This window comes from Roseovarius sp. THAF8 (assembly GCF_009363735.1).
In the GTDB taxonomy this organism is placed as follows: domain Bacteria; phylum Pseudomonadota; class Alphaproteobacteria; order Rhodobacterales; family Rhodobacteraceae; genus Roseovarius.
This window is the reverse complement of record NZ_CP045410.1, coordinates 1,364,865-1,376,957: the sequence shown is the minus strand read 5'-3', so window position 1 is coordinate 1,376,957 and position 12,093 is coordinate 1,364,865. Positions and strand designations below refer to the sequence as shown.

General features: G+C 63.3%; 10 protein-coding genes. 4 read left to right on the top strand and 6 right to left on the bottom strand.

The annotated features are described in order from the left end of the window. Window positions 1-21: 21 nt before the first annotated feature. A complete protein-coding gene (gene lepA / locus FIU85_RS06665) occupies window positions 22-1,821 on the top strand; it encodes a translation elongation factor 4 (RefSeq protein WP_152496321.1) in 1,800 nt (599 codons plus the stop codon). Between the two features lie 100 nt (window positions 1,822-1,921). On the opposite strand, the gene FIU85_RS06660 is transcribed toward lepA, so the two are convergent. Both FIU85_RS06660 and FIU85_RS06655 read right to left on the bottom strand, forming a co-directional pair. Beyond that, window positions 1,922-2,398, bottom strand: a complete 477-nt coding sequence (locus tag FIU85_RS06660; protein WP_152496320.1) for a transposase — start codon at window positions 2,396-2,398, stop codon at window positions 1,922-1,924. Between the two features lie 214 nt (window positions 2,399-2,612). Then, window positions 2,613-2,900, bottom strand: coding sequence for a hypothetical protein (locus tag FIU85_RS06655; RefSeq protein WP_152491478.1), 288 nt, complete (start codon window positions 2,898-2,900; stop codon window positions 2,613-2,615). A 1,036-nt stretch (window positions 2,901-3,936) separates the two neighbouring features. Here FIU85_RS06655 and FIU85_RS06650 point away from each other — a divergent pair. Further along, window positions 3,937-4,122 (top strand): CTP synthetase, encoded by a 186-nt coding sequence (locus FIU85_RS06650; RefSeq protein ID WP_152491479.1) that lies wholly within the window; start codon window positions 3,937-3,939, stop codon window positions 4,120-4,122. A 44-nt stretch (window positions 4,123-4,166) separates the two neighbouring features. Here the strand turns inward: FIU85_RS06650 and FIU85_RS06645 are convergent, their stop codons facing one another. Continuing rightward, window positions 4,167-4,940, bottom strand: coding sequence for an alpha/beta fold hydrolase (locus FIU85_RS06645; RefSeq protein ID WP_152496319.1), 774 nt, complete (start codon window positions 4,938-4,940; stop codon window positions 4,167-4,169). 72 nt (window positions 4,941-5,012) lie between these two features. Between FIU85_RS06645 and FIU85_RS06640 the strand changes: the two genes are divergently transcribed. Continuing rightward, window positions 5,013-5,387 (top strand): hypothetical protein, encoded by a 375-nt coding sequence (locus FIU85_RS06640; RefSeq protein WP_152491481.1) that lies wholly within the window; start codon window positions 5,013-5,015, stop codon window positions 5,385-5,387. Window positions 5,388-5,439: 52 nt separating this feature from the next. Here FIU85_RS06640 and glyA read toward each other — a convergent pair whose 3' ends face one another. Next, window positions 5,440-6,747, bottom strand: coding sequence for a serine hydroxymethyltransferase (gene glyA / locus FIU85_RS06635; protein ID WP_152496318.1), 1,308 nt, complete (start codon window positions 6,745-6,747; stop codon window positions 5,440-5,442). Between the two features lie 161 nt (window positions 6,748-6,908). Here glyA and FIU85_RS06630 point away from each other — a divergent pair, with 161 nt between their 5' ends. Then, window positions 6,909-7,676, top strand: coding sequence for an NAD kinase (locus tag FIU85_RS06630; protein WP_152496317.1), 768 nt, complete (start codon window positions 6,909-6,911; stop codon window positions 7,674-7,676). A 3-nt stretch (window positions 7,677-7,679) separates the two neighbouring features. On the opposite strand, the gene prpE is transcribed toward FIU85_RS06630, so the two are convergent. Continuing rightward, window positions 7,680-9,569 (bottom strand): propionate-CoA ligase PrpE, encoded by a 1,890-nt coding sequence (prpE, locus tag FIU85_RS06625; protein WP_152496316.1) that lies wholly within the window; start codon window positions 9,567-9,569, stop codon window positions 7,680-7,682. A 121-nt stretch (window positions 9,570-9,690) separates the two neighbouring features. After that, window positions 9,691-11,970, bottom strand: coding sequence for an NADP-dependent malic enzyme (locus FIU85_RS06620; protein WP_152496315.1), 2,280 nt, complete (start codon window positions 11,968-11,970; stop codon window positions 9,691-9,693). Window positions 11,971-12,093 lie beyond the last annotated feature (123 nt).

The window sequence follows — 12,093 nt, the reverse complement described above, 5'->3', positions numbered from 1 at the left end:
AAACCCATACATATCCCCTACATGACACCGCTTTCGCATATCCGCAATTTCTCCATCGTGGCGCATATCGACCACGGGAAATCGACGCTGGCCGACAGGCTGATCCAGGCCACCGATACGGTGCCGGACCGGGACATGAAGGAACAGCTTCTGGACGCGATGGATATCGAGCGCGAGCGCGGCATCACCATCAAGGCAAACACCGTGCGCATCGAATATACCGCGCTCGATGGCGAGGATTACGTGCTGAACCTGATCGACACGCCCGGCCATGTCGACTTTGCCTACGAGGTCTCGCGTTCCATGCGCGCCGTCGAGGGCTCGCTGCTGGTCGTGGACTCTACGCAAGGTGTCGAGGCGCAGACCCTGGCCAACGTCTACAAGGCGATCGACGCTGATCACGAAATCGTGCCGGTTTTCAACAAGATCGACCTGCCCGCTTCGGATATCAGCCGCGTGGCCGAACAGGTTGAGGACGTGATCGGCATCGACGCCTCGGGCGCGATCCCGGTGTCGGCCAAGACGGGCGAGGGCATCCGCGAGGTGTTGGAGGCCATTGTCAAACTTCTGCCGCCGCCCAAGGGCACGCGCGACGCGCCGCTGAAGGCGATGCTGGTCGACAGCAAGTACGACCAGTACCTGGGCGTCATCTGTATCATTCGGATCATCGACGGTGTCCTGAAGAAGGGCGACCGCATCCGCATGATGAAAACCGGCGGCACTTATGATGTGGACGATATCGGCGTCTACCGGCCGTCGATGAAACCGGTCAAGGAGCTGGGACCGGGCGAGATCGGCTATCTCAACGCCTCGATCAAGCAGGTCCGCGACACCCGCGTGGGCGACACCATCACGCTGGAAAAGAACCAGACGCCCGAGCCGCTGCCCGGCTTCAACCCGTCGCAGCCGGTGGTCTTCTGCGGGCTCTTCCCGGTGGACTCGGCCGAGTTCGAGGATCTGCGCGACGCCATCGACAAGCTGGCGCTCAACGACGCGTCCTTCAGCTACGAGATGGAAAGCTCCACCGCGCTGGGCTTCGGCTTCCGCTGCGGCTTCCTGGGCTTGTTGCACCTCGAAGTCGTCCGCGACCGGATCGAGCGGGAATACGATATCGAACTCATTACCACCGCGCCCTCGGTGATCTACCACGTCTACATGAAAGACGGCACGCAGATCGACCTGCACAACCCCGCCGACATGCCCGATCCCTCGACCGTGGCCCATGTCGAGGAGCCGCGGATCAAGGCGACGATCCTGGTGCCGGACGAATTCCTGGGCGACGTGCTGAAGCTGTGCCAGGACCGGCGGGGCATCCAGATGGACCTGACCTATGCCGGCAGCCGCGCGATGGCGGTCTATGACCTGCCGCTGAACGAGGTGGTGTTCGACTTCTACGACCGGCTGAAATCGGTGACGCGGGGCTATGCGTCCTTCGACTACCAGCTGGAGGGCTACCGCGAGGACAACCTGGTGAAGATGTCCGTGCTGGTGAATGACGAGCCGGTGGACGCGCTCAGCATGATGGTCCACCGCGACCGGGCCGAGATGCGCGGCCGGGCGATGTGCGAAAAGCTCAAGGACCTGATCCCGCGCCACATGTTCAAGATCCCGATCCAGGCCGCCATCGGCGGCAAGGTGATCGCCCGCGAGACGCTCTCCGCCCTGCGCAAGGACGTGACGGCGAAGTGTTACGGTGGCGACGCCAGCCGGAAGCGCAAGCTCCTGGACAAGCAGAAGGCGGGGAAAAAGAAGATGCGCCAGTTCGGGAAAGTTGATATTCCTCAGGAGGCGTTTATCTCGGCGCTTAAGATGGACAACTGAATGCGTCCATTTTCAATGCGAGTGGGCGGAAGCGATTGGCGTAGGGTGGGTGAAAACCCACGCGGCGCGACGTTCCTTGGCGCGTGGGTTTTCACCCACCCTACGCGGCGGCGCGAATATCTCGATGTATCGTCGAATAGGGCCAGTCTTCGGGGCGCTCGACCAATCCGTGTTTCACCGGGTTGAAGTGGCAATAGTTCACATGCGCGACAAAGTCCGCGTCATCGCGGATGGCATGTTCCCAGAAACGCCGCTGCCAGATGCCCCGTTCGCCTTTGCGCCGCCTGCTGTCGTTGATGCATCCGGTCGTTTCCGAATGACGCGAGAACAACGCTTTGATCTTTCTCCACCGGGTCGAGAAATCGGCGTCGCCGGTTGGCAGCGTCCAGACCGCGTGGATGTGATCCGGTAGAACGACCATGGCGTCGCAATGCAAAGGGTGCTGGGCCACGACCGAAGCATAGACCGACCGCAAAAGGTCGATTTCATCGGTCAGCGTCGCCGCCGACCTGTCGGCAAGCGTGACCGTGAAGAAATACGTTCCGCCGGGAACGTACAGGCGTCGGTATCTGGGCATGTGCCCACAGTCCCGAGCCAAGGTTAAGAAACCGTGTAGGGTGGGTGAAAACCCACGCATGGTCAAGCGTCGCGGCGCGTGGGTTTTCACCCACCCTACGGCTTGGACAATGAAGGCCGGGCGTCGCCGCCCGGCCATTTCCCTTGGCTCCGCCCGTTCGCGCCTCAAACCGTCCCCCGGGCGGTTTGCCGGGCGTTACCGCCCGGACCGGCGCTCACCCCCTAGGCGCGTTGGCCATCGCCGACCGCACTTCCTTTGCCAGGGCGATCGGGTTGTCCACCAGCCTCGGGTCGCGGCAGATATAGTTCGCGATGCTGGTCGCTTCCTGCGGGCTGTAGCCGGCCTCGACCAGCGAGTCGACGAAGTTCGGGTTCGCCTTGTCCCAGATCACTTCGGTCCACGGGCCGCGATAGCAGCTGACGAGAATGTAGGTATCGGCCTTGGCAGTATCGGCCATCACGAGAAATGCCGCGGCAGCGGCGCACAAAGTTGTTTTGAACATGGGTCCCCACCCTGGTGATATGTCAGGCTAGCATAGCACGTGAGTCGCGCTTCTCTGAGTCAATTTTAAGAAAAAGGTTAATTTGCAACCGCAGAATCCGGCCGGGCAGGCCCGCTCTCTTCTGGATTGCAGTTATCCCGCGGCAAAGGTGCCGAAACACTTGGCTTTCGGGATTTATCCACAGGGATTTCCAGCGCGATATCAACAGGTTATCCCCAAGAAATTTTCATGCCGCAGTGCTTTTTTCTTGTCCGGAGGAGGTTTCGGGTGTGTCATTTGAATGTCTGCACCGGGTCGCTGACCTGACGCAGCGCCGCGAAGGCCCCTCGGGACCGGCGCGGGCGGAACCGGGGGTCGCACGACCTTATCGACCGCTCGAGCCAGTTCAGGCCGATGCTCGGGGATGCCCGCTCCTTTCGGGGCCGGGGTGACCCGCGTATCGCCGGGTCGATGCAAACGGGCAGGGGCCTGTTCCTTGTTCGTGGCCAAGAGGCCTTCGGGCCTTGAGGCGGTCATGCTCGGCGACGGGTGTGGAACGGTGCCGTTGCCCTCGGGTGGCGGGATTGCCGATGGTCTCCATGAGGCCGGAGGCAAAGCTGGGCCGGATGCCCTTCGGGGTGATCGGTTTGGCAAAGGCGTCAGGGTGCGGGGTGAAACCCGCGATGCAAAGACCGCGTCTGAGCACCTGGCGCCTTTACTCCCGGCTTGCCGCGACAGACTGCGTGTCAGTTTCTCGCGCAACGCCGGTTTCCGATGCGCCGAATGGCAGTAGGTCGGAACGCGAACGGGGTCCGTGGCCATTGGCCGCCGGACCCCGCTGTCAGTGATGCTACCGCGTCTAACACCTGTGTCTTTGCGATATAGCGTGGTGTGGCGCCGGTCAACCAGATCTGGCGTCATGGATGACAGATTTCACCATATCTTCGCAAATCGGCCACAGCCCGCGCGCGGCAGGCGCCTGTGATCCAGATCAAGGCACTGCCCGGCGCGGCGCGCTATGCAGGACAGGCGCAACAATCCCACTCGGAGACCCGCCATGATCTGGTTGATGGTTATCTTGCACGTATTCATCGGATCCACCCTCGCAGGCTCGTTCGTCATCGCCGCGCTGGCGATGGGGCACGACACGTTGGCCCCCATCCTGATCTCCGCCGCGGCGGGGTTCGCGGTGGCCTTCCCGGTGTCCTGGGTCGTGGCGAAACAGCTCTACCGGGCACGCTGACGCCGGGGAATTGGCACCGACGCAATGCCACCCGGATACCGACGCTATACCGACGTCGTGTTTTCAAGCCATCCGCGCACGGCGGATTCGAACTCGCGCGGCCGCTCGGCATGAAGCCAGTGGCCCGCGTCCTTGATCTTGACGAAACTCGCGTCGGGGAAAAGCTCCTTGATACGGGGGCGGTACTCCCGCGCGACATAGTCGGAGTCTGCGCCGGACAGGAACAGCGTCTTGCCGTCGAATCGGCTGTCCAGGTCGGGAAAGCTGAGGATCTTCGGCATCTCGGCCTCGAGAGTATCGAGGTTGAGCCGCCATTTTTTCTCTTTCACGTCAAGCGATTGCGTGAAGAATGGAATGAGCGCCGGGTCGTCGACGGCATCCTTCAGCTGTGCCTCTGCGTCCGATCGCTTGGTGATCGCCGAAAGATCCACGCGGCGCATCGCGGCGATATATTGCAGCTGGCTGTGGCCATAGCCGACCGGCGCGATGTCCGCCACGATCAGACGGTTCACCAAATCGGGCCGGGTCAGCGCCAGCACCATCGACGCCTTGCCCCCCATGGAGTGCCCCAGCACGTCGATCGCACCGCCGGTTTCGGCCTCGATCACCTCGGCAAGGTCTGCGGCCATGTCCTCGTAGGAATGCGTGGAAAACCAAGGGCTTGTGCCATGATTGCGCATGTCGACGGCCATGACCGGCCCACGGTCGGACAGGCGCTTGGCGATGACTCCCCAGTTGCGGCCCGAGCCATAAAGCCCGTGAGCGATGAGAAGTGGCGGTGCATTGCCGCCCGAGGCGTGATGAATGACATTCAGCATGGATCAAGCCAATACACGCCATTGCTCCCGCAATCAATTGCACCTAGTGTGCGCCGCCAAGGGGTGCACTAAGTGATTGATCGCAAACAATTTGACGCGCGGCGCGAGGCGCTGGAAAAGCAGCTTCACGAAAAGCTGGGGCTCAGGGGCAAAACCCTGTCTGCGCGGCTGCGTCGGGCCGGGCGGCTGTTGCCCAAGCGGCTTCGAGCGGAGGGGCGGTATCTGGTGGACGCGGAGCGAAAACTGTCGCATCCGCGCCTGGCGACACAGGTTGATGAAGCGCGTGTGGAGAAAGCCTTCGAAGCCATTGAGACGCACCTGAAAGCCATCGACCCGGCGGACCGGAGGCGGGGACGACTGATCCACTGGCTGGCCGGGCTGGTGTTCAACCTGTTGATCCTGGCCGCGATTGTTCTGGTCGCGCTGCGCTGGCAAGGCGTCATTTAAAAACCCGCGCAAGCAATGGCTTACGCGGGTTTCAGGATCGGTCAGACCGAAATCAGAGGTTCGGGTAAAGCGGGAAGCGGGCGCAGAGATCCGCGACCTCTGCCTTGACCTTGGCCTCGGCGTCGCTGTTGCCATCCTCACCATTGGCCGCAAGCCCGTCGACGACCTCGACGATCCAGTCGGCGATCTGGCGGAATTCGGTTTCGCCGAAACCACGGGTCGTGCCGGCGGGCGAGCCGAGGCGGATGCCGCTGGTGACGGTGGGTTTCTCGGGATCGAAAGGCACGCCGTTCTTGTTGCAGGTGATATGCGCACGGCCCAGCGATTTCTCGGTCGCGTTGCCCTTGACGCCCTTGGGCCGCAGGTCGACCAGCAGGACGTGGGTGTCGGTGCCGTGGGTCACGGTGTCGAGCCCGCCCTTGATCAACTGGTCGCTCATCGCCTGCGCGTTGGTGATGACCTGCTGGATGTAGGACTTGAACTCGGGCCGCAGCGCCTCGCCGAAGGCGACAGCCTTGGCGGCGATCACGTGCATCAGGGGGCCGCCCTGGATGCCGGGGAAGATGGCCGAGTTGAACTTTTTCGCAAGGGCCTCGTCATTGGTGAGGATCATGCCGCCGCGCGGACCGCGCAGGGTCTTGTGCGTGGTGGTCGTGGCGACATGCGCATGAGGGAAGGGCGAAGGATGCAGGCCCGCGGCCACCAGGCCGGCGAAGTGGGCCATGTCCACGTGCAGGTAGGCGCCGACCATGTCGGCAATTTCGCGCATGCGGGCAAAGTCGATCCGGCGCGGCACGGCCGAACCGCCGGCGATCAGCAGCTTAGGCTGGTGTTCCTTGGCCAACGCCTCGACCTGGTCGTAGTCGATCAGGTTGTCTTCCTTGCGCACGCCGTATTGCACGGCGTTGAACCACTTGCCCGACTGGTTGGGGGCGGCGCCGTGGGTCAGGTGACCGCCTGCGTCGAGGCTCATGCCCAGGATGGTGTCGCCGGGTTGCAGCAGGGCGGTGAACACGCCCTGGTTGGCCTGGCTGCCGGAGTTGGGCTGCACGTTGGCAAAGCCGCAGTCGAAGAGCTTGCAGGCGCGCTCGATGGCCAGGTTCTCGGCGATGTCGACGAACTGGCAGCCGCCATAGTAGCGCCGGCCGGCATAGCCTTCGGCGTATTTGTTGGTCATCACGCTGCCTTGCGCTTCCATCACGGCGGCAGAGACGATGTTTTCCGATGCAATCAGTTCGATCTCGTCGCGTTGGCGACCAAGCTCTTTCTTGACGGCCTCGGCGATATCGGGGTCGCGAGACGCCAGCGATTCCGTGAAAAAGCCTTCTGAAACAAAATCTTGATTTCCGTCATGCGCCATTGGTGATGTCCTCCACATTGCGAGCCAAGCGATTTCGTATCGGAAACACCGTCTTTTTGAAAGGCGGTAATGCGACACATGTCGCCCGCGAACCGGCATCGCTGGTACGAAGGCGCGAATTATGCTTCGATCAACATCCAGAACAAATCAAGGTAGCCAAAATGGGCAATCCGCAGAAAATCGCCTTTGTCGCCAGCCGCGTGTCGGTCGCGCAGTCCGCGCGCGAAAGGTTGGCAAAGCGGTTCGAGCATGTCGAGCCCGAGGACGCCGATGTGATCGTGGCGCTTGGCGGAGACGGGTTCATGCTGGAGACGCTGCACGATGTCCAGAAGCTGGGCAAGCCGGTCTACGGGATGAATCGCGGCACGGTGGGCTTCCTGATGAACGAATACAGCGAATCGGACCTGCTGGAGAGGCTGGACGAGGCCGAGGAGGAGGTTATCAATCCGCTGTTCATGTCGGCCACCGACAAGGACGGGCAAACGCACGAGGCGCTGGCGATCAACGAGGTGTCCTTGCTGCGGGCGGGGCCGCAGGCGGCCAAGCTGCGGATCACGGTGGATGGGCGGTTGCGGCTGGAAGAGCTGATCTGCGACGGGTGCCTGCTGGCCACGCCCGCCGGGTCGACGGCCTATAATTACAGCGCGCACGGGCCGATCCTGCCCATTGGCTCGGATGTGCTGGCGCTGACGGCGGTGGCGGCGTTCCGGCCCCGGCGGTGGCGCGGGGCGCTGTTGCCGATGAACGCGCAGGTGCGGTTCGACGTGCTGGACCCCGGCAAGCGGCCCGTGATGGCGGATGCGGACAGCGGCTCGATCCCGGATGTCCTGTCGGTCGAGGTGCATTCCGATCCGACCATTCAGCACCGGATATTGTTCGATCCAGGGCACGGGCTGGAAGAGCGGCTGCTGCGGGAGCAGTTCAGCTAAGCCCTACTTCGCCAGGCCGAGGGTTTGCAGCGCGTCGCGGATCTCGTCCAGGATGGCCGGATCGTCGATGGTCGCGGGCATCTTGAAGTCCTGGCTGTCGGCGATCTTGACCATGGTAGCGCGCAGGATCTTGCCCGAGCGGGTCTTGGGCAGGCGGTCCACGACCACGGCCAGCTTGAAGGCGGCGACGGGGCCGATCTGGTCGCGCACCAGCTTGACGCATTCGGCGGTGATTTCCTCGTGTGGGCGGTCGACGCCTTTGGTCAGGCAGACGAAGCCGACGGGCAGTTGCCCCTTGAGTTCGTCGCTGACGCCGATCACCGCGCATTCGGCCACGTCGGGATGGCTGGCCAGCACTTCTTCCATGCCGCCGGTGGACAGGCGGTGGCCCGCGACGTTGATCACGTCATCGGTGCGCGCCATGATCCAGACATAGCCGTCTTCGTCGACCATCCCGGCATCGCCGGTCTCGTAATAGCCGGGGAAATGGTCGAGATAGCTTTTGCGAAAGCGGTCCTCGGCATTCCAGAGCGTGGGCAGGGTGCCGGGGGGCAGGGGCAGCTTGATCGCGATGGCGCCCAGCGTGCCGGGGGCGACGGGGTGGCCGGCATCGTCGAGGATCTGGATGTCGTAGCCGGGCATCGCCACGGTGGGCGAGCCGATCTTGACCGGCAGCGCCTCGATCCCCGCGGGCATACCCGCGATGGTCCAGCCGGTTTCGGTCTGCCACCAGTGGTCATAGACTGGTTTGCCGGTCATCTTTTGCGTCCATTCGATGGTGTCGGGGTCGGCGCGTTCGCCCGCCAGATAGATCGCATTGAGGCCCGACAGGTCGTATTTCTTGAGGTACTCGCCACGCGGGTCCTCGCGCTTGACCGCGCGAAAGGCGGTGGGCGCGGTGAAGAAGGACTTGACCTTGTGCTGTTCGATCACGCGCCAGAAGGTGCCGGCGTCAGGCGTGCCGACGGGCTTGCCCTCGAACACGATGGTTGTGTTGCCGTGGATGAGCGGGGCATAGCAGATATAGCTGTGGCCCACGACCCAGCCGACATCGGACGCGGCCCAGAACACGTCGCCGGGGTCGACGTTGTAGATGTTCTTCATGCTCCAGTTCAGCGCCACCAGGTGGCCGCCCGTCGCCCGGACGACGCCCTTGGGCGCGCCGGTGGTGCCGGAGGTATAAAGGATATAGGCGGGGTGATTGCCCTCGACCGACACGCAGTCTGCGGGTTCGGTGCCGTTCTGGAACTCGTGCCAGTCGACGTCGCGGCCCTCGGTCAGGGTGGCTGTCTCCTGTTCGCGCTGGAAGATCACGCAGAAGTCGGGCTTGTGCTTGGCCTGGTCCACCGCGCCGTCGAGCAGGGGCTTGTAGTGCACGACGCGGCCCGGTTCCAGCCCGCAGGAGGCGGCGATGATGCATTTGGGCTTGGCGTCGTCGATCCGCACGGCCAGTTCATGCGCCGCGAAGCCGCCGAAGACGACCGAGTGGATCGCGCCGATCCGGGCGCAGGCCAGCATCGCCTCGAGCGCCTCGGGGACCATGGGCATGTAGATGATGACGCGGTCGCCCTTTTCAACGCCCTTGGCCCGCAGCGCCCCGGCCAGGCTGGCGACGCGGTCTTTCAGTTCGGCATAGGTGATCTTGGTTATGCTGTCGGTGATCGGGCTGTCGTGGATGATCGCCACCTGATCGCCGCGACCGGCCGCGACATGGCGGTCGACGGCGTTGTAGCAGCCGTTCACCTTGCCGTCGCTGTACCATTCATAGAAGGGGGCCTTGTCGTCAAAGAGCGCCTTGGAGGGTTTCTCGTCCCAGTCGATCGCCTCGGCGGCCTGAATCCAGAAGCTTTCGGTATCTTTCTTCCAGCTTTCGTAGACGTCTTTGTATGCCATTGTATCCCCTCCACGGTCCTCGCGCTTCGTTTACGCCAGGGCAATGCACCGAAACAAGAGAGTCCGGGCGGCCCGTGGCACAATACCGCAAGCCGCCGGGGTTAGGGAATATCCCGCTGTGCTACCCGTAATGCGCCACCGGCGTGCCTGCGATGGCAGCCATGTTCAGCAGTCCGCGTGCCGTGATCGAGGGGGTCACGATATGCGCCCGGTTGCCCATGCCCATCAGGATCGGCCCCACCTCGAGCCCGCCGGCCTTCATTTTCAGGATGTTGCGCACGCCCGAAGCGGTGTCGCCGTTGGAGAAGAGCAGCACGTTGGCGGAGCCCTCCATGCGGTTGTCGGGCAGAAGGCGCTGGCGCAGGTCGGGGTCAAGCGCGGCGTCGAGGTTCATCTCGCCCTCGTAGCAGAAATTGCGCGGCTCGCGGTCGAGAATGCTGAGCGCCTCGCGCAGGCGGTTGCCGGAATCGCTGCCCTGGTTGCCGAACTGCGATTGCGAGCAGAAGGCGACGCTGGGCACGAGGCCGAACCGCTTGACGTGGCGGGCCGCGCCGATGGCGGTTTCTGCCAGTTCCTCGGGCGTGGGCCGGATGCGCACATGGGTGTCGGCGATGAACAGCGGGCCGTCCTCGAGGATCATCATCGACAGTGCGCCGTGCGGGTGATGCTCGGCGTCGCCCAGAACCTGGTTCACGTAATTCAGGTGCCAGCGGTACTCGCCGAACGTGCCGCAGATGAGCGAATCCGCTTCCTCGCGGTAGACCATGATCGCGCCGATCGCGGTGGTATTGGTGCGCATGATCGCCTTGGCGAGGTCGGGCGTGACGCCGCGGCGCTTCATGATGTCATGATACGTGGCCCAGTAGTCGCGATAACGGTGGTCGCGTTCCGGGTTCACGATGCTGAAATCCTTGTCGGGGCGAATCTCCAGCCCGATCCGTTCGCACCGGGCGGCGATCACGTCTGGGCGGCCGATCAGGATTGGCAGCTCGGTCGTTTCCTCCAGGATCGCCTGGGCCGCGCGCAGCACGCGCTCGTCCTCTCCCTCGGCAAAAACGATCCGGCGTGCGGCGGTGGCCGCCGCCTCGAAGACCGGGCGCATCAGAAGGGCTGATTTGAAAACCGACGCCTGAAGGTTGGCCGCGTAAGCGTTGAGGTCTTCGATGGGCCTTGCGGCAACGCCGCTTTCCATTGCGGCCTTGGCCACGGCGGTGGGCACGACGCTAGAAAGGCGCGGGTCGAAGGGTTTCGGGATCAGGTAGTCTGGTCCGAAATTCATCGGCTCGCCCTGATAGGCGGCGGCAGCCTCGGCAGACGTGGTGGCCCGGGCCAGTTCGGCGATGGCCTCGACGCAGGCGATCTGCATGGCGTCGTTAATGTCGGTGGCGCCTACGTCGAGCGCCCCACGGAAGATGAAGGGGAAGCAGAGCACGTTGTTGACCTGGTTGGGAAAATCGCTGCGCCCGGTGGCGATGATCGCGTTGGGCGCGATCTTGCGCACCTCGTCGGGCATGATTTCCGGCATCGGGTTGGCCAGAGCCAGGATGATCGGGCGCTCCGACATCCGGGCGACATGTTCGGGCTTCAGCACGCCCGCGCCGGAGAGACCGAGGAAAAGGTCAGCGCCATCGACCACGTCGTCAAGCGTGCGCAGGTCGGTCTTTTGCGCAAAGGCGGCCTTTTGCGGGTTCATATCCTCGGCGCGGCCCTCGTAGACAAGGCCGTGGATATCGCAGAGCCAGACATTTTCGCGCTTTACGCCCAGTTTCAGCAGCAGGTTAAGGCAGGCGATGCCGGCGGCCCCGCCGCCGGTCGAGACGATCTTGATGTCCTCGAAGGACTTTCCCGCCACGTGCAGCGCATTGGTGGCCGCGGCGCCGACGACTATGGCCGTGCCGTGCTGGTCGTCGTGAAAAACGGGGATGTTCATGCGTTCGCGGCAGATCTTCTCGACGATGAAACAGTCGGGCGCCTTGATATCCTCGAGGTTGATTGCGCCGAAGGTGGGTTCCAGCGCGCAGACGATCTCGGCCAGTTTCTCGGGATCCTGCTCGTTCAGCTCGATGTCGAAACAGTCGATATTGGCGAATTTCTTGAAGAGAACCGCCTTGCCCTCCATCACCGGCTTGGCTGCAAGCGCGCCGATGTTGCCAAGGCCGAGGACGGCAGTGCCGTTGGTGACCACGGCCACCTGGTTGGCGCGGCTTGTGTAGCGGCTGGCGTCGGCAGGGTTGGCCTTGATCTCGAGGCAGGCTTCGGCGACGCCGGGCGAGTAGGCGCGGGCGAGGTCACGACCGTTGGCCAAGGGTTTCGTCGCCCGGATCTCGAGTTTGCCGGGCTTGGGAAACTCGTGATAGGTCAGTGCCGCCTGGCGCAGGGTTTCGTTCGCGTTGTCAGCCATGAGGTCCCTCTGCGGAAATTAGTTTAAGGCTAAACTATATTGGATTTGGTGGATGTGCCACCCCTGATCGTGCCGGGTCACAGTTAGCTTGCATATCGAAGCGTGGCGACGCAATCTTTAAAC